Origin of the sequence: Ningiella ruwaisensis (assembly GCF_004798935.1) — a bacterium.
GTDB classification, from domain to species: Bacteria; Pseudomonadota; Gammaproteobacteria; order Enterobacterales; family Alteromonadaceae; genus Glaciecola; species Glaciecola ruwaisensis.
On the sequence record NZ_RAHT01000001.1, the window covers coordinates 641,791 to 663,260 of the forward strand.

Below are 21,470 nucleotides of genomic sequence, written 5' to 3' on the forward strand. Positions count from 1 at the left end.
AATGCCTTCCAATGGGCAAAATCAAAGGTGAGCTGTCTATTGAGTTGTGTAACCCAAGCGTTAAGAACTGTTAACATTAAATATACAAATCGATATCAGCGATTAGTCTAATATCTCCTTTAGTCTTATTCATAAAAGTGGCTAATGCTGAAAAAGATGAAGCGTTTTGCTCAACGCTGGCAATTTAAAAACTTATCGTGAAAATCCGCGTATTACATCGTAGCTAAACCATTAAAAATCACTTAACCCACCCTATTTATTGATAAGAGACTTCACACTGAATGACGCAGAATCAATTAGAGGAACAAAACACTTTCACATCATGGTCATGGCGATTTTGTGATGATTTATCGAGCCTTTCGGATATTGAATGGCAATCATCAACTGGAAACGATTCGCCTTTTTTGAGCCTGCCCTTTTTGCAGTTATTAGCTAATAGCAAAAGTGTAGATGGTGACACGGGCTGGCAATCGAATCACATACTTATATTTGAACAGGGCATATCTGAAAATAAAATTGAGAATGAAAAGATTTTGGCGCTAGTGCCTTGCTATTTGAAAACCCATTCTTATGGTGAATATGTATTTGATCACGCATGGGCAAATGCGTATCACCAATACCAGTTGCCTTACTACCCTAAACTTGTAGTCGCGATACCTTTCACGCCGGTAACGGGTAGCAGGGCATTATTGTCTACAAAAGCGTATGAGATAAATCTTGATGAGGAGATGATATTCTCCTATCTCGCACGTCAAAAAGACGAAATCATAAAACGCGCATCCGCGTCCTCTTTACACGTTTTATTCACACCGAAAAGCATTAGTGATGCACTCAGAGATAATCATCTCCATCAGCGATTAAGCGTTCAATTTGTGTGGCAAAACCGTGCTTACGCAAATTTTGATGAGTTTTTAGCAGCGTTAACGTCGCGTAAAAGAAAAAGCATTAGAAAAGAGCGAGCACCCTTTGTAAATACATCGAATATCGAAATACGCACTTTGTTTGAAGACAATTTAGATAAAAAGACTGTCGAGGACTTTTATCGATGCTACCAGCAAACATACTTCAAACGCTCCGGACACGCCGGTTATTTAACTCGCACGTTTTTTGAAAAGCTCATTGATGTTATGCGCAAGCAAATATGCATTGTAGGGGCATTTAAAGATGAGCGAATGATAGCTGCATCGCTTTTCTTTTATAATTCGCACACTTTATACGGCCGGTATTGGGGAAGTCTGGAAGAAGTATCTGGGCTACACTTTGAATGCTGCTACTATCGCGGGATCGAATTCGCTATTTCAAAACAGCTACAAACCTTCAATCCGGGAACGCAAGGCGAACACAAAATCTTGCGAGGCTTCGCACCTAGCTTTTGTTATTCCAATCATTTTTTAGCTCACGAAAGTTTTGACAACGCAGTGGCTGACTTTGTTAAACGGGAAAAACCGGCGATTGAACAATATTTTGAACAAGCCAGCGCTATTCTGCCGTATAAACAGAGTTAATTAGCGAACTAAAATGTTACAGAATTTGTCTGAGTATTGCTTTGATGCCCGAATAAGCTTACTTTTGACCTCGTTTACAAAACCTAAAATGATTTATAAGACAGGAATCTACATGAAACCGACAATTCTAGCGTTGGCAGTTGCCAGTTCATTAACGTTAATGGCCTGTAGCCAGCCTCAAGAAAGTGCTTCAAACGCTGCTCCTACCGGCACCGAAACCCAAGAAATGCAGACGGCTCAAGAGCCGACTGTATCTGGTCCGGAGTTAGGGACTTTTGGGATTGAACTTGATGCACGCAATACAGAAGTAAAACCAGGCGATGATTTTTTCATGTATGCCAGCGGCACTTGGTATGACAATTTTGAAATGCCAGCTGACAAAACTCGTTATGGGGCTTTTACAAAATTGGCTGAGCGCTCGGAAGAACGAGTAAAAGGCATTATTGAGAGCGCGTCTGATGTTGAGAACAAAACATTAGAGCAGGAGCTAATCGCAAATTTCTATACCGCATACATGGATGTGGAAGCTGTTAATGAAAAAGGCATAACACCCATAAAACCGATGCTTGAAGATATTCAAAGCATCGACGATAAAACCGATTTGACAAGAGCTTTCGGTAACGCATGGTTGACCGGCACAAATACTCCCATTGCAGGCGGCCTTGGCTTTAACCGTTTAAACCCTGACGAATATCAGGTAAGCATTGGCGTATCCGGTTTAGGTTTGCCTGACCGTTCTTATTATCTTGAAGAAGCAGAGCGTTTCGAAAATATTCGTCAGGCCTATTTGGACAATATTGTAACGATGCTGGGTTTTGCTGGAATTGAGAATGCACAGGACAAAGCAAAGGAAATTCTTGCACTTGAAACAAAAATTGCTGAACTACAGTGGCCGCGCGAAAAACGACGCAACCGCGACCTTACCTTAAATCAAATATCTCGCGATGATTTAAATACAGAGTACGCTAATTTTGATTGGGATACTTTTTTCGAGCCCTCAGGATTTAAAGTGCCTACTCTAAATGTATCTCAGCCTGAACCTATTAAAGACGTCATTTCTTTAATTAATGAAACCGACCTCCAGGTTTGGAAAGACTATTTAACTTATCACCTTATTTCCAGTAATGCTGGTTTATTGTCCGACGAAATCTATCAGGCAAACTTTGACTTTTATGGCACAACCTTAAGTGGTCAACAGGAGCCTCGTCCACGATGGAAGCGTGCTGTTTCAGCCATGTCAGGAAGCAACTCTCTGGGGTTTGCGATTGGTAAAGTCTACGTCGATGAATATTTCCCTGAAAGCTCAAAAGAACAAATGCAGGAATTGGTCGAAAATTTACGAACCGCATTAGGCGAGCGCATCAAGACCCTTGACTGGATGGGAGAAGAAACCAAAGTTAATGCACTGGCAAAGCTTGAAGCATTTAACCCCAAAATTGGCTATCCCGATGAGTGGGAGTCGTTTGAAGGCTTAACGCTTACTGCGGACGATTTGGTGACCAATGTTCAAAATATCCGTAAATTCTTTCAGGCTAAGAGCGTGGAAGATGAACTGAAACCAACAAATCGCAACGATTGGTTTATGCCGCCTCAACAAGTCAATGCTTACTACAACTCGTCATTTAACGAGATAGTGTTCCCGGCTGGCATTCTGCAAGCGCCGTTTTTTGATCCAAACGCTGACCCTGCTGTTAATTACGGCGCCATTGGTGCGGTTATTGGACATGAGATGGGGCACGGCTTTGACGATCAAGGCTCTAAATCGGATGCAAATGGTATTCAGCGCAATTGGTGGACCGAAGAAGACAGAGCAGCATTTGAGGAAAAAACGAAGCAGCTTGCGGCGCAATACAGCGCTTATGAGCCAATAGAAGGCAATTTTGTAAACGGTGAAAACTCCTTAGGTGAAAACATTGGTGACGTAGGCGGATTGGCAATGGCTTATCATGCTTACAAACTCAGCCTCAATGGCGAAGAAGCGCCAGTCATCGACGGGCTTACCGGCGATCAGCGATTCTTCCTGGCCTGGGCTCAGGTTTGGCGCGAAAAACGTACTGAAGAAAGCATGTTAAACCAGCTTCGTGCAGGAACTCATGCTCCAGGGCGTTACAGAGCGCTTGCTCCTCGAAATCACGACGCCTGGTATGAGGCCTTTGATGTGCAGCCGGGTGATGCTTTATACCTTGCGCCTGAAGAGCGCGTTAGAATTTGGTAATAAAGATTAGCGTACGCATTTAACGCGCATGCTATCGATAAGGCCGTCACTCAATAGACGGCCTTTTTCATGCGCGTAAGCGCTTAGGTTTACTGTTTCAGATTGTTATTTACGATTTTCGCCACACCAAGAGATGATTATTTGCAGGCATATCAATCACTTCATCTAGCTTAAGCGGCTTTGCCCAACTTTTAAGTTCAGAAATATCGCGATAACCACCGTAGCCAGATTGAACAAGATGCGCATGGAAATCTGCATTGCTTTGACTGGTAAACTCACCATCAAAGGTAAATGGTCCATACTGACAAAACACTCCGTTTTTCGGCAAACGCTTCGCAATTGCCTGCATCATCCACGTCGCTTCGCTTCTTTGCATGATATGCGCAGTATTTGCACTAAACACTGCATCAAACTCTGTATCAGGCAGGCCGGTTTCTGGCAATTTGAGCGTTAATGGTGGCATCAAATTAGCTGAGGGGTATTCATTTATCCATTGTTTAATCCCGGGATGATATTCGTACTGGTCAGCAGTTTGCCACATCAAATGGGGCAAATGTCTGGCAAAATGCACCGCGTGTTGTCCCGTGCCTGAGCCAATTTCCAAGACTTTCCTGCTGTTGGAAAAAGCGCTTAATAGCACATTTAGAATAGCCGTTTTATTATTTTCGCAAGCTTGAGAAAAGGGTTTTTCAAACTGATTTGTCATATCTAACATTCGTTTGGATTTTTACGTTTACTTGAACCTTTGTAACCAAACAGTGTTGAATAAACAATAGCTAACCGTGCATTATCCAAATTTTTTTACACAGAACTGTACACGCTTTACTAATTTAATAGCGATTCTTTAGTAATAAGATTCACGCCCGACAAAAGACTGGCCATATCGTCATCTAGTACGCCAGACTTAAGCGCATTATCCCGGTTTCGATTAAATATGGTGTTGTATTGTTCAATTCTGGCACCTAGCGTATTCCAACCTTCAACTTTTGCCTGATATGGCCATACAGCAAGCTCAATCTGACTGGTTTCCAAGCGTCCAACGAACATATTCACCGCAATACGCAAAGTTGACTTCACTTTTGGGTCGACATCTTCACCACTCGCCATTTCACTTATTCCCGAAAGAGAGGACGAAAACTCTTTCAACATATCATAATAATTTTGTAAGGCACGCTCATCGTATTCGTTAATTCTCGGGTTCATGGTTTTTGCATTAGTCGTGGTATGCGTGCTTAAGATGACTGCAGGTCGATTCTGGTTAGGTCCTGATACAATGGTCGCATCGTTGGTTGCCTGCACTGCACCATCAACTTTTAGTTGTCCACCAGTACCTAATCCGCCTTTCACTTGCTGCGGTTTATAGTTTCGAAGTGCCATGACCATTTGATTGTAAGAATCAGCAAAGGATGCCATTAACACTTTACCCTCAGGTGAGTCTGAATATCCTTTTGCGCCACCAGCAATGCCTGCAAAAAAGCCACCAAAAATATCAAAGTCATAATTAGCAGCATTACCCACAGCTGAAGACACTTGTACCCCTGAGCGATTGTCAATTAGCAGTAAGGTTGTGGCTGCCTCGTTTTTGCCCAAGCCGCCTCCAATCACAGAACCTATGCTGCCGAAAATACCACCAGCGACACCTTTCAAGCCACCAGTATCTTTTTGCGAAAACTGAATAGATGGACTCACCGTGTAATCTGCAGTCACCATTTGTCCACCGCCAATATTTGAGCCTTCTCGCAATTGCCCCGCTTGCATTAGCTCACGTTCTCTGTTCATTGCGTTCATCGCGGCACCGCGCTCAACAATTACAAAACAGTTTGATTGCTGAACCATGGTACGAATAACAGGGATGGTTGAACCTAAATCCGGATATCGTCGACGGTAATCACCCCACCAAGGCAGTGAGCGATCTTCAAATAGCGATGCTGTACCCAATGGTTCGTCGCACGTTTCAAGTGCGGTGTTATTGTTGGCACTGTTTGCTCCTGCGGCACCGCCTGAGACGATATTTCCGCTACTGCCTCCCATACTCGGGTCAGTTGATAGACAACCTTGCAACGTCATACATACTGTAAGTGCGATTGCCAATTTGTTAAGAATTTTATGGCAAAAACTAGAATGCATTTGCCCGGACGATATACAATTCCTTATTCCCGTGCTCGCGCAGATTCTTGTGTTTTCAAGCGAGTTTTCAAATGTGACTGTCTTTACTCTAACGCCATCAATTAGGGCGGCAAGGGTTTGTTTTATATTCTGCGGTATTTTCGTTAAGCTTGTAATGATATTAACACTTTGCAGCATTATGTATTGCATGACTTTATCCCTGTTTTTCTTTTTTGGCTGGTTCAAAAATGAATAGACTAGGATATAAATTAGACAGTAATGAAAATGAAGTCATCGATTAAACGCTTTCAAAATAAGCCTGAAGCGCTTAAGCGACGCAAAACACCCTTAAGTGTCGTTAAGTGACGTATTCTATCTCCAGTGCTCAAATCTTAGAATAGGAACGGTTATTTAGATGAGATCAAAAAGCTTGTGCAGTTTCATTGCTTGAAAAAATCGATGCATACTACTCAAGGTCACGCTTTTTCTTTATATCGTCATTTCTGCTAGCATGAAATGCAAAAAAAACGAGTGTAAAAACGCCCCACAGAATCATAAAAATACTGGCTCGTTTCGTAATTCCTTCATCCTGTATTAGCAGGAATAAAAAAAAACCACTCAGTGCCAATAATATTGAGACAAAAATCTTAATTATTTGTTTCGTTTTCATCAATCCAAATCTTAATTAAAATAAGCTTCTCAAAGAGAAGCTTTTATATTGTTATATTAAGAGTTCCTTGCTGCAAAATACAAACCATAAGCCGTTGCTCCAGCACCGAAACCTGCTGCAAGACCTTTGGCGGCAATGTAAACCAGCGGAACCAGTCCTCCTGCAACCAATTGTAATTCGGTTGCGCTTAACTCTTTAGAAAGGAGTTGGGTATTAGCTTCAGAAGTCATACTTACTTTTCCCCCATCGAAGATTGCACTATCGCCATTGTTGAAATCAAACCTATATCGAATGCTACAACCGCGACAATAAATGGAAGTACCCCGCCACTTACACTTTCAGTAGATTGCTCTGTTATCTCTTCTGTTTTTCGTAATTTATCAGAATTCATCTTTATTATTCCTTCTATTCAAAAAGTATTTCAATTATTCAGCTTGAAAAACCGATTAATAATTAACACTTTTTTTAAAAATAACCTAAAAACGAAACGGTTTTTAAGTCTTCGCTGCTTCACATCGAAGCAATTACAGTTTTATACGTTTGTGAGTATAAAAAAACTGCACAGAAGAATGGTTTGTCAAAACAATTATAAGTTAAGAATATTTGCTCAGAGAGCAGAGGATTCAGGCTGTGATAGTTGACGATATGCGAAACGTCTAAGGAATCACGATATAAATTTGAAGCGCATAAATACGCTTAACCTGACTAAATTGCCTGAAAATCTCTTATTGCTGTGCAATTTTCCATCATTTTGTTTATTCTATAAACAGCTATCTTCAACCAATACGATTAAATGGACGTTCGAAAACGAAGAAGAGGAGTGAGAGCTTCTCGAGAAAAACTTGAAGCGGCGATGCTAGCTGCGGGCTTTGATACCCAAAGTCAACTCGCGGATGCAATCGCCCAGCACGAAAATCTCGAAAAGCCGCCAAAGGATTTGGTCAGTAAAGTATTTCGTGAACAACCTGTATCTACACACAACCTGGCTCGCATAGCTCACGCGCTCGGTGTTGAAGCACACACCGTTTACCTTTCTAAAGATGTACCTGAATTTGCTGAATTAGCGGCTGGCAGTGAACAAAACAACGTCTCTGTCCCCCCAGTGCTTATGCAATCTGAACCCACTCAGCCAGGCATTACAAAGATAGGCGCAAATAGGCATATCGGGTATATCGCCTTTTTATTACTCATATCATTAGTGCTTGCGTATTTTTTCTTTTTCTCTTCGCAAAATGAACAAGGTGTTGAAGAGAGCGCTTTGCATGGTCTAAATGATGCAAATGGAGAATTCAGCCCACCTAAAGCAATTTTAGGTGATTTACGAGTGCTCATTCTTGGTGTTGATAATGCGGGTTTATTTCTCCCTTCTTTGCAACGCTTTATCGATCATCAGTCAAACATCAACGCCATTATTCCAAGTAGCGATGATCTAAAAAACATAGGTGTATATACCGCCTTGGACAAGTGGAAAGCGCACCTCGTGATTGAAATAAGCCGGAACACGGGCCGATACTTTGATGAGCTACGTGTCCGCGTAGTGACTGATAAGATGGATGCGCTGTTATTCCACGACCTGGTCTACTCTTTGGATGTGATTGAACATCAGGATGTCACATTTTCTCGCATCTTCAATAACTTACGCCAGTTTTTAGATTCTCAGCCCTGGCAAATCGGGCTAAGTGAAAATTCTCAAGCCAATCTTCATTATCAAAACGGTTTACGAACGCTATTTACCGGCAGCATTGCACCTGATTTTGATGCAGCAGAAGCCTACTTCTCTCAGGCTATAGTTGAAGATGCGCAATTTGCTGACGCCTACTCTCAGAAATGTCGGGCAATTGTGCGAAAAAGCTACGTAAATGAAGCACCGGATATGCTCGAGCAGGCCGCTTTAGATTGTTACTATGCCAAACAGTTAGCATCAACAAGTGAAACAGCATCCTTAGCCTTAGCTGAACTTTATATTCATTCAAACCGAATCGATGATGCTCAAGATTTACTAAATCCACTTATCACGCAAGCTTACCCTTCCTCAGATGCATTAGAGCTTGTCAGCCTCATTCATTTTTTACGTTTCAGGGAGAGTGCCCAGGTTGTTGATGCTGAAACAGCAGTTGCATTCGCAAAAAAAGCAATTGAGAGAAATCCCTTTCAATGGAGAGCGCACAATACTTTAGGCCGTCTTTATTTGCGTCAAGGGGATATCGAAAGTTCAATACAAAGCTTTAAGCAAGCGACGCAAACGACGCAAAATGAAATTATATTGAGCAATTTAGGCGTAATGCAGTTATGTCAAGGCAGTACAGATGATGCAGAAATGACCTTTACGCGACTAAATCAAACGTTCCCAGACAATTACTTAGGCTACGAGCAGCTAGGTAGCCTGTACTATTTTGAAGGCAAGCTCAAAAATGCTTTAGATGCAAAGCTCGCCGCGATTGGGAAAATGCCGAATATTAACATTCATCAGGTGTGGGCAAGTATCGCTGACATCTATCTGGCGCTAGGCGAATCTGAACTGGCCAGTCAAAACTATGAAAAGGCACTTACTTTGCTCGAAAAAGACGAACTTTTGGGCATAACCGATACCTCTGATGAAGTGCATAAACGCTTTTACAAATGGCGCTTGCTGTCTATTAAAGACGAATCAAAGCTTCAAGCTCATTTGCAAAATCAGTTAAGCACGTCTCTTGAAAGTATATTTGATCACAAAGAGCAATTAAGTTCAGGCGCACAGCGTCACCTGGCGCAAATGTTCAGCGAACAGGGTGAAAACGATAAAGCCACTGAGCTGTGGCAAGCGCTCACCGAACGCTGTCCAATTTACGCAAGCCTGCGCAATTAATCCTGTAAATTAGGCATCAGCCATTTTTGCGCTTCTTCGAGGGTCCATCCTTTTCGGGCTGCGTAGTCCTCCAGTTGGTCTTGCTGAATTTTAGCAACAGCAAAATAGCGAGCATCAGGATGCGCAAAATACCAGCCTGAAACGGCTGCGCCAGGCCACATTGCATAGGATTCTGTGAGCTTCATACCAATGGTATTCTCAACATCCAGTAAATCCCAAATAAGCTGCTTTTCGGTGTGTTCAGGACAAGCCGCATAGCCCGGAGCCGGTCTTATCCCCTGATACTTTTCAGCGATGAGCGCATTGTTATCGAGTGACTCATCTTTTGCATAACCCCACAACTCTTTACGTACTCGCTCGTGTAGATATTCGGCAAACGCTTCAGCGAGTCTATCGGCTATGGCTTTACTCATAATGGCATTATAATCATCACCGTCCTGCTCGAAGGCTTTTGCCAGCTCATCTTCACCAATACCGGCTGTTACGGCAAATGCGCCAATATAATCTTTCCCATTTACGCCTTCAGGCATCACAAAATCACTTAAACAATAGTTGAAGCCTTTTGGCTTTTGCGTTTGTTGGCGACAGTGATGCGCCACGCCAATTAAAGCAGACGTATCGTTGGGACTGTATATATTAATGTCTTCAAAGTGACTGTTAGCAGGGAAAATACCGACTCTGCCTTTAGCTTGTAAACTGGCATTTTTAATCACTTCATCCAGCATCTGATTGGCATCTTTAAACAGTTGCGTGGCCTCTTTTCCTACCACTTCATCGTGTAGTATTCGCGGATACTTTCCTGCCAAGGACCATGTAAGAAAAAATGGCGTCCAATCAATGTAGGGACGCAGTGTATTTAAATCGACAGAGATGGTTTTTGTGCCTGTAAAATTAGGTGTCGCTATCTGATAATTTTCCCAGTCACAAGTAAAACGATTGGCTCTTGCCTGCTCAAAACTTACCGCTTGAGTGCGCGGTTTTTTGCGTGCATGTTGTTCGCGTACTTTTTCATATTCTTGCGAGAGCGCCTTGGCAAACTCAATGCGTGCTTCCTTTGATATCAACTTTTGACATACGCCAACCGCACGACTGGCGTTAGGTACATACACGACAGGATGGTCGTAGTTTTGCTCAATTTTTACTGCTGTATGCGCTTTTGAGGTGGTCGCGCCTCCTATCAACAGCGGGATATTTAGTTTCAGTCGCTGCATTTCCTGCGCAACGTTCACCATCTCGTCAAGTGAAGGTGTGATCAACCCTGAGAGTCCAATCATATCGGCCTTCTCATCAATGGCAGTTTGAATAATTTTAGCCGCAGGCACCATAACGCCTAAATCAATAACCTCAAAGTTATTACACTGCAATACAACACCAACGATATTTTTGCCAATGTCGTGCACATCGCCCTTTACCGTCGCCATGATAATTTTACCGTTAGACTGACTATCACCACTTTTTTCCGCTTCAATAAATGGCTGAAGATGCGCAACGGCTTTTTTCATTACACGTGCCGATTTGACGACTTGCGGCAAAAACATCTTTCCTTCGCCGAATAAATCGCCCACCACGTTCATCCCGTCCATCAAGGGCCCTTCAATAACGTGTAAGGGGCGCTCAGCCGCAAGCCGCGCTTCTTCGGTATCTTCAATGATGTACTCAGTAATTCCTTTTACCAGCGCATGTTCAAGACGCTTATTTACGCTTTGCTCACGCCAGCTTAAATCTTCTACCGCCGCGGCTTTACCGTCGCCCTGATATTTAGGGGCGAGTTCTAATAAGCGATCCGTTGCATCTTCGCGGCGATTTAATATCACATCTTCAACCGCTTCTTTTAGTTCTGACGGAATTTCGTCGTAGACTTCTAATTGCCCGGCATTAACGATCCCCATATCCATACCAGCTCTAATGGCATGATACAAAAACACAGAATGCATGGCTTCGCGAACAGGATTGTTGCCACGGAATGAAAAGGATATATTCGATAAACCACCAGACACATGGCAATGGGGCAACTCATGACGAATTTGGCGGGTCGCTTCGATAAAATCGACCGCGTAATTGTTATGCTCTTCAATACCAGTAGCGACCGCAAAAATATTAGGGTCAAAAATGATATCTTCTGGCGGAAATCCAACCGTGTTAACTAATAGATCGTAACTTCGCTTGCAGATCTCAAACTTGCGCACTTGTGTATCGGCCTGGCCTTTTTCGTCAAAGGCCATCACAACAGTAGCCGCGCCATAGCGTTTTATCTTTTTGGCATGTTCTAAAAATTCTTTTTCGCCCTCTTTTAAGCTAATTGAATTTACAATGGCTTTGCCCTGCACGCACTTAAGCCCAGCTTCAATTACCGACCATTTGGACGAATCAATCATTATCGGTACACGCGAGATATCAGGTTCAGAGGCAATCAGATTTAAAAAACGAACCATTGCCGCTTTGGAATCAAGCATGGCTTCATCCATGTTGACATCGATTATTTGCGCGCCATTTTCCACCTGCTGACGCGCGACATCTAACGCGGCTTCATAATCTTCCGACATGATCAAACGCTTAAACATGGCTGAGCCTGTTACGTTTGTCCTCTCACCTACATTGATAAATGTCGAAAATTCAGTACTCACTACACTCTCACTTCAATACTATTCATTCGCTCGCCCGTTATGTGCGCAATAATACAAGGATGACTCGAGCTAAAGAAGCAGACCCCATCGTTGCAAAGCCGCTTTTCGCCATCCGTGGCCGCTTGACCAAAGGCATCCATGCCTTTGGACACTTTGCAACGATGGGGTCTGCTTCTTTAGCTCGAGTCATAACTAACATTTACCTGCACAACATTAAGCATGCGTAAACGGCTCAAGGCCTGACAGGCGCATCTTCACTTCCAGCTTTGGTAGGGCGCGCGGTTTACAGCCTTCTATAGCCTCTGCTAACGCCTTAATGTGCGCGGGTGTGCTTCCGCAGCATCCCCCTACAATGTTTACTAAACCCGATTTTGCCCACTCCTCGATATGCGCTGCCATCTCATCGGCCTCCATATCATACTCACCAAATTCATTGGGCAATCCCGCATTTGGGTGAGCAGATACAAACACCTCTGAAATCCGCGAGAGCTCTGCAACATACTGCCTAAGCAAATCAGGCCCCAAGGCGCAGTTTAGTCCAAACGAGAATGGCTTGACGTGGCGCAAAGAATTATAAAAGGCTTCAGTTGTCTGTCCTGATAGCGTTCTGCCAGAAGCATCAGTGATCGTGCCTGATATCATCACAGGTAAGTAAAGGTCAAGTTCTTCAAACACCTCATCTACTGCAAAAGCAGCCGCTTTCGCATTTAGCGTATCGAAAATGGTTTCCAGCATGATCAAATCGACGTTGCCTTTAATCAACGCAAATGCGGCTTCTTTATAGGTCAGCACCAGTTCATCAAAACTGACATTGCGAGCCCCCGGATCATTCACATCAGGTGAAATAGAAGCCGTTCTGCTTGTTGGGCCTAATACTCCGGCTACAAATCTCGGCTTGTCAGGCGTTTGCGCGGTCATTTCGTCAGCCGCTTCTCTGGCAAGCCTGGCGGCAGCAAGGTTTATGCTTTGTACCTCATCCTGCATGTCATAATCAGCCATGGAAATGGCCGTAGCATTAAAAGTATTCGTTTCAATAATATCACTGCCCGCCGCTAAATAAGCGAGGTGAATATCTTTAATAATCTTAGGCTGAGTGACCGCTAGTAAATCATTGTTACCTTTCAGGTCGCAATGCCAATCGGCAAATTGCTCACCGCGATAGTCAGCCTCGTCAAGCTTATGCGCCTGGATCATTGTTCCCATTGCGCCATCAAGTAGCAGAATTTTTTGTTTAGCGAGCTGAGTCAGTTTTTTTTGCGCTTGTGTCACGTCAATTCCGTTGGTTAAAAAGATGATTGAAAAAAATGAGCAGAATGTCGTTTAGCCTTTCAGCTCATTTAAATCGTAAGGTGTATTCTGGTACACATAATAATTAAGCCAATTCGTGAAAAACAAATTACCATGTGATTTCCAACGCACCAAGACAGACGAGCCTGGAACATCGTTTTGATAGTAATTTTCAGGCACGTGAGGCGATAAATCCGCCTCAATATCACGATGATATTCCTGATCCAGCGTGAGCGGATCGTATTCAGGATGACCAGTGACATATACCTGACGCTTATCTTCTGATGCGGCAATATAAACACCCGCTTCGTCTGATTGCGCCAGTATCTGAATATCAGGTGCCTGCGCATAGCTTGCCACAGGAATTTCTCCTACTCGCGAATGCGGTGCCCAAAAAAGCGGGTCAAAACCTCGCATGAGTTCGTTCTTTTCATCCAATACCTGATGCTCAAAAACGCCTGAAAGCTTTCTTTCGCGTAATACGCGCTGTGCACCATAAAACCGATACATGGCAGCATGGGCCGCCCAGCATAAAAAGATGGTGGACTGCACATTGCGCTTACTCCAGTCCATAATAGCGCACATTCTGTCCCAATAAAGTACATCTTCGTATTCCATATTTCCTAAAGGAGCACCTGTGACAATTAAACCATCGTACTTAACCGATTCCACCTCTGAAAACGGATGGTAAAAGGCGTTCATATGAGCCGCTGGCGTATTTTTTGGGGCAATATCGTCAATGCGAATTAAGTCGATATTGATTTGCAGAGGCGTGTTCGAAAGCAAGCGTAATATTTGTAGCTCAGTTTCGATTTTATTAGGCATTAAATTTAAAATACCGACATTCAAAGGTCGAATGTCTTGTTGACCCGCTCGAGTGGAGTCCATAGCGAAAATATTTTCGGCAAGCAGCCCCTCTAACGCTGGCAGTTCCGCAGGTATTTTAATTGGCATAGCACTTATTAAAACTGGTTAGTCAAGAATGAGGATATTGTGGATGAACTAATCTGAAAGTCAAGAATAAACGTCTAGACGTCTAAACGTTTATTATAACTGTTTTAAGAATAAATAGATAAGCGCAGCGCTATTTACGCTTGTTTAAGGCAAGCAGTACTTCAACTTCGGCTTTAGGCAAGCCACTCGCTTCGATAATATCGTCCATACTTGCCCCCTGCTCCACTAATTTGCTGGCACGACTGTACATTTTAAGCGTTGGATCCTGTTCTTCTACGCGTTCAATCTGGGCGCTCAGGCTCTCAAGCTTTTTATCTAAGGCTTGGATATTTGCTTCATACTGTGATGCGAGTTGACTTTGCATATCGGTCTTTAGCTTTTCTGTCGCATCAATCAGTTTTTTTATTTTTGCTTCGTTTGCGCTGTTTGTAGCAGCTTGAGTCTGTGTAATTTTGTATAGCTCATCAATTAAGCCGACAGACTGCAAAAGCCGACCTTTTAGCGACCTTACGTAAAGCCAGAGCGCAATCAGTAGCGCACATAAAACGAGGGAAGACAGGAGCAGTAGTTTAATCATTAGAGTGTTATCATCTAGCGCGTTCATTCGACTCATCACATTGTTTTTATTTTCGGTGTGTTAAAGCACTTGCTTTAGATCCGTTTACTTTAAATCTTAGGTGGAAACCTTAATATTTAGAACGGTATGAGTATATGCACAAACGTAAAGGATGCAACGAAAAGTGGCAAGCGCTTCAAGCAACTTGCCATTTAAGAAGGATATCTGAGAAGAGTGATAAATTTAGATATTTAGAACATCTTCCCATTCGTCGTCACTTAAAAGTTTATTTAAGTCGACTAAAATGAGTAGCTCGTTATCGCGGTTTGACACACCCTGAATAAATTTAGCACTTTCTTCAGTGCCTACATTCGGTGCGCTATCAATTTCAGAAGAGCGCAGATATACCACCTCAGCCACGCTGTCTACCAAAATACCCACTACATGCTCGTCTGACTCAATGATAACGATTCGCGAATTGTCGGTAATTTCCGATGGTGGCAGACCAAATCGAGCACGCGTGTCAATTACAGTAACCACATTACCGCGCAGGTTAATGATCCCCATTACATAGTTCGGGGCACCTGGAACTGGTGCAATTTCAGTGTAACGCAAGACTTCTTGCACCTGCATTACATTAATGCCGTAGGTCTCATCGTCTAAGCGGTAAGTAACCCATTGCAATACTTCATCATTTGGGTCAGCCGCGGTGGCGCTTGCTCTTTCTTCAGACATTAGATTTTACTCCGTTACAACATACGCTGTAGTGTTATTTATTGCGTGCTACTGGTTAAACAGGACAATAAGCGTTGCAATACTCGTTAATTAACTCTTTGTGTTTTGCTTTGACTCGAGTTGCCTCACTAGCGCTTCTGCATCAATCAAAGCACACATTTTTTCTTTGATCATGCCAGCTAACCAAGGACGTTTTGTATCAGGCTTTCGCCATTTAACTTCGTCCTGGTTAATTTCGTGCGTGCTCTCGAGCACTTCACAGGCCAATGCCCATGGCGTTTTCCCTAACTGCACGGCATATTCATAATTAATCGATGCTTCAAGTGCCGGACCATATTTTTCAGGCATCACCCACTTTGCTGTGTTTACGCACTGGTACTTACTCTGATCTTTTAAAAGCACTCCCAATAGCCACGATGCTTTACCGGGCAACTGACTAAGCGCTTGCATTTTTATAATTCCCCCAAGTTCAGTCAGGGGAATAGCCAGGGTTAAACCCGCAGCTTCAAAATAAAGTGCCTGAAAACGCTTTGGCAATCTATCTTTAAGAAGCAATGGCTCAGGTTCTGCATCTCTGCTTACTGTTTCGACCGTTTGCGTCTTTTCTTTATAATGATTTTCAGTTCTAGCGCTTTCTTCTAATAGAACTGCATCTGCTTGTGCCAACAATCGCGAGGCAATTGCCAATTCTTCACTTTCAGTGCATGGCATTTGGTCAGTTTGAATCTCTGTTAGCTCATTTGACTGAGTTAAAGCCTGAAAGTAATCGTCTAATGCTTGTTTAGCTGGACTTTTTGATGACCTATCAAATGCAGTACTATGCGACATCTTTAAGTAACTCGTTGGTTAGTTTGTCATAGGCAAAAGCGCCACGGCTATTCGCTTTTAAATGACAAATCGGTATTTGTTTTTCACTGGCTTCTCTAAACAAGGTATCCACCGGGATATAACCTCGCCACATCGTTTCTTTGTAATCGTGCCGCATTTGTGAGTAACTTTTCACGCAGGCATTCAGTCGCCTGTCAAACAAGGTAGCAACCACTTTTATATCCTGCTCTGGTTTGAAAGTGGTTTTAAGCGTGGGTTTTAGTTGCTCAATGGTGCTCAACATGCGAGACAAGCCTCTTAGGGCCAAATGTTCCGTCTGAGTAGGTATTATGATTTTATCTGCTGCAACCAAACCGTTGACCATCAGCACACCAAGAACCGGGGGACAGTCAATAATGACGATATCAAAATGACCGTTGAATTGCTTAAGACACTTTTTAATGACCAGACCTTTGCCAGGCTCACTTGAAAAGCGTTTATCCAAGGTGGCAAGTGCAATATGCGAAGGAAGCAAGGTAAGGGATTGAATATTGCTTGAGAGCATCGCTTTTTTGACACTCTGCAAGTCATTCTTACTGGCAGCCTCGTCAATAAAAATGTCAAACACGCTGTGTTCAAGCTCTTCTGCATCATAGCCTAAATAATAGGTTAAAGATGCGTGTGGATCTAAATCAACAAGCAATACACGTTTTCCCTGCGAAGCCAGACTCCCCGCCAAAGAGATACTGGTGGTGGTTTTACCCACTCCCCCTTTTTGATTTACTACTGTCCACACTTGCATGTATTTATTTTTCGGCCTGAAATATAAATGTCTTGAGTAAAGATATTAAGCAATTTTTATGCGCAACTTTTTTTTTTGAAATAAAAAATCGCACCTTTACAGATGCGACCTTTTTTAATCCTTCACAAGTTTATGCGTATCGCTTAAGTAAGCTCGGAATGTCTAAAATAAGTGCGATGCCCCCATCAGATGTTATTGTTGCGCCTGCCATACCGGCCGTTCCCTGCAACAGAGCATCTAGCGGTTTTATCACTACTTCTTCCTGACCAATCAGCGAATCCACCACAAAACCAACTTGCTTTGTTCCTATCTGTACAACCACCACATGGCCTTGAGATCGATCTTTACTTGGCTTACCGAGGTTTAACCAGTCGTTTAAGTAAAACAAGGGGATTGCCTTAGAGCGAACAATCATCGTTAACTGACCGTCAACCGTGTTAGTTTTACTCAAATCCATATTGATAATTTCATTGACTGAACCTAAAGGAAGCGCAAAGGTTTGTTGCCCAACGACAATCATCAAGGTCGGTAATATGGCCAATGTGAGCGGCACTTTTATTTCAAGTGTTGTTCCTTTGCCCAGCTCCGAATTGATATTGACAGAGCCGTTCAGTTGATTGATTTTGGTTTTTACTACATCCATGCCTACGCCACGGCCTGAAATATCGCTTATCTCAGTTTTGGTAGAAAATCCGGGCGCGAAAATAAGATTAAAGGCTTCAACGTCTGACATACGCGCGGCAGAATCTGCATCTAGCACACCGCGTTTTATCGCAATTTCCTTGAGTTTTTCTGCATCCATTCCTTTGCCATCATCGGCAATAGTAAGAAGAATGTGGTCACCCTCTTGCGATGCAGCTAGTCGAACCGTACCCATGCGTGGTTTTCCGGCAGCTTCGCGTTCATCCGGCATCTCAATACCGTGATCGACAGAGTTGCGCACCAAATGCACCAAGGGATCGGCCAAGGCTTCGACCAGATTTTTGTCCAAATCGGTTTCTTCCCCCTCCAAAACCAGGGTGATTTCTTTTTTCAAAGTTCGAGCCAAGTCACGTACAACCCGCGGAAAACGACCAAAAACCTTTTTAATTGGCTGCATACGCGTTTTCATAACCGCACCTTGCAAGTCGCCGGTGACAACGTCAAGATTCGCAATGGCTTTTGTCATGCTTTCGTCAGCAACGTTGATCCCCAAACTTAACAGCCGATTACGAACAAGAACTAACTCACCCACCATGTTCATAATTTGATCAAGTCGTTTTGTATCAACACGCACGGTAGTTTCAGCTTGAGGCTGTGAAGATTTTTCCGCTTTCTTGGCTACAGGTTTTGTAACAGTAGCTGTTGTGGTAGCAGGTTTTTCAACTGGTTTAGAAGATGCTGCTGGCTTATCAATCTGTGTTTTTGATGGACCTGACGCAACAGGCGTGTTTGCAGTGCTGCTTTTTTCCAGTACTTCTTCTACAGCGCTTGGTTTTTCGTCTTTTATTACCGGCGCTTTACCTTTACCATGCAAATCATCCAGCAGGGCCTCAAATTCTTCGTCTGTGATTTCATCATCGTCAGTGGACACAGCTTCTGCTTTGGATGCAGTGTTTTCAACTTTAACTGAAGAATCAGTTTTAAAACTACCCTTGCCATGTAAATCGTCAAGTAAGGCTTCAAATTCGTCATCGGTTATATCGTCGCTTCCTGCTGACTTACCGCTGTCACTTTGTGAACTGACACTTCGTTTCACTTCAGTTTGAGAATCTGAAACTGTTTTTTTACCCGGCGCTGAGTCACCGTGTAGCTCATCTAGTAACGCTTCGAATTCATCTTCGGTGATTTCATCAATACTGCCATCTTGAGACGTATTGCTTGATTCAGCAAGCGTATCAACTTTGGCCGCTTCTGGCTCAAGCGATACTGCTTCTTCAACTGAAGCTACTGATCCGCCTGCTTCGGTATTTTCAAAAATTTGTTCGTTCTCTGATTCAGGTTCACTGAGTTTATGCAAAAGCTCAATCAGATGCGCTGGTGCAGGCTCTAAAGGTTCTCGCGCCTTAACGTTTTCAAACATTTCAACCACAACATCCGTGGCTTGTAATATTACGTCCATCAGTTCGGGGGTGAGCGTGCGCTGACCATTTCGCATAACGTCGAAAACGTTCTCGGCACCGTGGCAAATGTCTACTAGTTCACCAAGCGACAAAAATCCAGCACCACCTTTTACGGTGTGATAGCCTCTGAAAATTGCGTTTAGCAAATCAGCATCTTCTGGATTATTTTCCAAATCTACGAGTTGCTCTTGCAACTGTTCAAGTATCTCTCCAGCTTCCACCAGAAAGTCTTGCAAGATATCCTCGTCAACTTCAAACGACATTCGTTTGCTCCCCTAAAAACCTAGACTCGACAGCAAATCGTCAACATCGTCTTGTCCGTGAACAACGTCATCCCGCTCTGCTGCATTAATAATTGGCCCTTCGGCTTCTACTTTATCGTCAGTTTTCGCAGAAGGTTGAGCTTTGCTATCAATCGTGTCATTGCGCTTATCACGCTTGCCCTCTTCGTCACTGAAAGCGGCCAGCATGTCAACCAGGCTTTCTTCTACATCTTTGACCAGTTCTATAACGCGTCGAATGACCTGACCGGTTAAGTCCTGATAACCTTGTGCCATAAGAACTTCAGTAAGCATGCTGTTAAGCTGAGCAGAGTCGTCTCGAGCATCGCTTAATAGCTTGTCCAAATCCAAACACAGGGTTTTAAATTCACCAAGCTCTATCTGCCGCGACATGAGTTTTTTCCACTCGGGTAAGACGCTATTTAACCTGTCGTTGAGCGCTTCGGCTATTGGCATGCTCTTTTCGACGGCGTCCATGGTGGAATTTGCTGCTTTTTCGGTTTCAGTAATCACATACTCTAATCGTGACTGAGCATCCGGAATTTGCTGTTTTGTAAGATTCGCTATGCGTTCATCAACTTGAAAGCTGGTAAGAGACGTGTGTAACTGACGTGTAAGCTTGCCAACTTCTGAGAATAACTCCGTTGACTCTCTTAACGTAATGCCATGCACAATGTTATTGACTGACTCTACTTCACCGGCTTCCAGATGCGCCACAAGGGCTTTCGCCTCGTCTAGCGAAATCAAGGGTGCTTCATTCGTCATCTGACGTCACCTCAATGTAAGATTCTTAGCCTAGACGTTCAAAGATTTTGTCTAACTTTTCTTTTAGGGTCGCCGCCGTAAAAGGTTTAACTACGTAACCGTTTACACCTGCCTGAGCCGCAGCGACTATCTGTTCTTTCTTCGCTTCAGCCGTCACCATCAGCACTGGCAGGTGCTTGAGCTTTTCGTCAGAACGAATAGCACGTAACAAATCAATACCCTGCATACCTGGCATGTTCCAGTCAGTCACCACAAAATCAAAGTCGCCCTGATTCAACATGGGCAAAGCTGTATTGCCATCGTCAGCTTCCTGGACGTTAGTAAAGCCTAAGTCCTTAAGCAAATTTTTGATGATTCGCCGCATCGTTGAAAAGTCATCAACAACGAGGATTTTCATATTCTTGTCCAAAACTACCTCCGCAATGGAACCTTTGTTTAACTAGTTACTCTGCTATGGCTATCTACCAAGCAATAAATCGATTTATTCCGCAGTCCGCCATGACTGCATCTTTGCCTTGAGCTTGAGCATGGCCTGGCTGTGAATTTGGCTTACGCGAGATTCACTTACTTCAAGCACTTCACCAATTTCCCTTAAATTCAGTTCTTCGTCGTAGTACAACGAAAGAACAATCGCTTCGCGCTCTGGTAATGTAGTTATCGCCCGCGCGAGCGCTTTCTGAAATGATCCTTGCATCATTTCTTCAAAAGGTTTGTCTGCGCCCTTTGCTTCTTCGTTCGTCAGCACATCCTCACTAACACCTAAATCCTCAATGCCCACCAATTTACCGGCATTGACCTCATTAAGCATTTGATGGTACTCCTGCACTGAGACATTCATTACTTCAGCGACTTCAGTATCGCGTGCATCTCGTCCGGTTTCTTTTTCAACGAGATTAATCGCTTCAGTAATCGCGCGAGAGTTTTTATGCACCGAACGTGGTGTCCAATCGCCTTTTCGAATTTCATCCAGCATGGCGCCTCGAATGCGAATGCCGGCAAAGGTTTCAAAGCTTGCGCCTTTTGAACCATCAAAATTACGAGCAGCCTCCAGTAAGCCAATCATGCCTGACTGAATAAGATCATCGATTAATACACTTGCAGGAAGTCGTGCCATTAAGTGATGAGCGATTCGTTTAACGAGTGGCGCGTGGCGCTCAACCAATTGGTTTTTGTCTACTTGTTGTTGATATACGGTCACTTTATTACTCACTTTTAT

Annotated in this window: 19 protein-coding genes; 3 read left to right on the plus strand and 16 right to left on the minus strand. The window is 43.4% G+C overall.

The genetic code is table 11. The features are described from left to right. Window positions 1-281 precede the first annotated feature (281 nt). Together D6V41_RS02780 and D6V41_RS02785 are read left to right on the plus strand one after the other, a co-directional pair. A complete protein-coding gene (locus tag D6V41_RS02780; protein WP_136249923.1) occupies window positions 282-1,505 on the plus strand; it encodes a GNAT family N-acetyltransferase in 1,224 nt (407 codons plus the stop codon). A 112-nt stretch (window positions 1,506-1,617) separates the two neighbouring features. Then, entirely contained in the window at window positions 1,618-3,720 is a 2,103-nt protein-coding gene (locus D6V41_RS02785) for a M13 family metallopeptidase (protein ID WP_136249924.1), read from the plus strand. A gap of 109 nt (window positions 3,721-3,829) precedes the next feature. Here the strand turns inward: D6V41_RS02785 and D6V41_RS02790 are convergent, their stop codons facing one another. The 4 genes from D6V41_RS02790 to D6V41_RS18120 form a co-directional block, all read right to left on the minus strand. After that, complete coding sequence (locus D6V41_RS02790) at window positions 3,830-4,426, minus strand: DUF938 domain-containing protein (RefSeq protein ID WP_136249925.1); 597 nt, start codon at window positions 4,424-4,426, stop codon at window positions 3,830-3,832. A gap of 119 nt (window positions 4,427-4,545) precedes the next feature. Beyond that, window positions 4,546-5,787 carry a CsgG/HfaB family protein gene (locus D6V41_RS18250; RefSeq protein WP_179952526.1) on the minus strand — a complete coding sequence of 414 codons (1,242 nt, stop codon included), beginning with the start codon at window positions 5,785-5,787 and terminating at the stop codon, window positions 4,546-4,548. A 765-nt stretch (window positions 5,788-6,552) separates the two neighbouring features. Next, window positions 6,553-6,726, minus strand: coding sequence for a class IIb bacteriocin, lactobin A/cerein 7B family (locus tag D6V41_RS02800; RefSeq protein ID WP_136249926.1), 174 nt, complete (start codon window positions 6,724-6,726; stop codon window positions 6,553-6,555). A 2-nt stretch (window positions 6,727-6,728) separates the two neighbouring features. Beyond that, window positions 6,729-6,887 (minus strand): hypothetical protein, encoded by a 159-nt coding sequence (locus D6V41_RS18120; RefSeq protein WP_168710942.1) that lies wholly within the window; start codon window positions 6,885-6,887, stop codon window positions 6,729-6,731. Between the two features lie 429 nt (window positions 6,888-7,316). On the opposite strand from D6V41_RS18120, the gene D6V41_RS02805 reads away from it, so the two are divergent. Then, a complete protein-coding gene (locus D6V41_RS02805; RefSeq protein ID WP_168710943.1) occupies window positions 7,317-9,341 on the plus strand; it encodes a tetratricopeptide repeat protein in 2,025 nt (674 codons plus the stop codon). Here D6V41_RS02805 and metH read toward each other — a convergent pair. The 12 genes from metH to D6V41_RS02860 all read right to left on the minus strand — a co-directional run bounded on the left by metH (window position 9,338) and on the right by D6V41_RS02860 (window position 21,464). Beyond that, window positions 9,338-11,965, minus strand: a complete 2,628-nt coding sequence (gene metH, locus D6V41_RS02810) for a methionine synthase (protein ID WP_136249928.1) — start codon at window positions 11,963-11,965, stop codon at window positions 9,338-9,340. The genes D6V41_RS02805 and metH overlap by 4 nt on opposite strands. Window positions 11,966-12,002: 37 nt before the next feature. Continuing rightward, window positions 12,003-12,155: a hypothetical protein gene (locus D6V41_RS18125; RefSeq protein ID WP_168710944.1), complete on the minus strand. Its 153-nt coding sequence runs from the start codon at window positions 12,153-12,155 to the stop codon at window positions 12,003-12,005. A 23-nt stretch (window positions 12,156-12,178) separates the two neighbouring features. Continuing rightward, window positions 12,179-13,234 carry a homocysteine S-methyltransferase family protein gene (locus D6V41_RS02815; RefSeq protein WP_206663230.1) on the minus strand — a complete coding sequence of 352 codons (1,056 nt, stop codon included), beginning with the start codon at window positions 13,232-13,234 and terminating at the stop codon, window positions 12,179-12,181. Between the two features lie 51 nt (window positions 13,235-13,285). Continuing rightward, complete coding sequence (locus tag D6V41_RS02820) at window positions 13,286-14,206, minus strand: homoserine O-succinyltransferase (RefSeq protein ID WP_136249929.1); 921 nt, start codon at window positions 14,204-14,206, stop codon at window positions 13,286-13,288. Window positions 14,207-14,336: 130 nt separating this feature from the next. Then, window positions 14,337-14,810 carry a DUF2802 domain-containing protein gene (locus tag D6V41_RS02825; protein WP_168710945.1) on the minus strand — a complete coding sequence of 158 codons (474 nt, stop codon included), beginning with the start codon at window positions 14,808-14,810 and terminating at the stop codon, window positions 14,337-14,339. Between the two features lie 195 nt (window positions 14,811-15,005). Next, window positions 15,006-15,497: a chemotaxis protein CheW gene (locus tag D6V41_RS02830; protein ID WP_136249931.1), complete on the minus strand. Its 492-nt coding sequence runs from the start codon at window positions 15,495-15,497 to the stop codon at window positions 15,006-15,008. Between the two features lie 90 nt (window positions 15,498-15,587). After that, on the minus strand, window positions 15,588-16,325 hold the full coding sequence (locus D6V41_RS02835; RefSeq protein WP_136249932.1) for a chemotaxis protein CheW: 738 nt from the start codon (window positions 16,323-16,325) through the stop codon (window positions 15,588-15,590). Then, window positions 16,315-17,106: a ParA family protein gene (locus D6V41_RS02840; RefSeq protein WP_136249933.1), complete on the minus strand. Its 792-nt coding sequence runs from the start codon at window positions 17,104-17,106 to the stop codon at window positions 16,315-16,317. The genes D6V41_RS02835 and D6V41_RS02840 overlap by 11 nt, the downstream gene beginning before the upstream one ends. 130 nt (window positions 17,107-17,236) lie before the next feature. Beyond that, window positions 17,237-19,471, minus strand: coding sequence for a chemotaxis protein CheA (locus D6V41_RS02845; RefSeq protein ID WP_136249934.1), 2,235 nt, complete (start codon window positions 19,469-19,471; stop codon window positions 17,237-17,239). Between the two features lie 12 nt (window positions 19,472-19,483). Continuing rightward, on the minus strand, window positions 19,484-20,254 hold the full coding sequence (locus D6V41_RS02850) for a protein phosphatase CheZ (RefSeq protein ID WP_136249935.1): 771 nt from the start codon (window positions 20,252-20,254) through the stop codon (window positions 19,484-19,486). 25 nt (window positions 20,255-20,279) lie between these two features. Then, window positions 20,280-20,663, minus strand: coding sequence for a chemotaxis response regulator CheY (gene cheY / locus D6V41_RS02855; RefSeq protein WP_136249936.1), 384 nt, complete (start codon window positions 20,661-20,663; stop codon window positions 20,280-20,282). Between the two features lie 72 nt (window positions 20,664-20,735). Beyond that, window positions 20,736-21,464: an RNA polymerase sigma factor FliA gene (locus D6V41_RS02860; protein WP_136249937.1), complete on the minus strand. Its 729-nt coding sequence runs from the start codon at window positions 21,462-21,464 to the stop codon at window positions 20,736-20,738. Window positions 21,465-21,470: the final 6 nt, after the last annotated feature.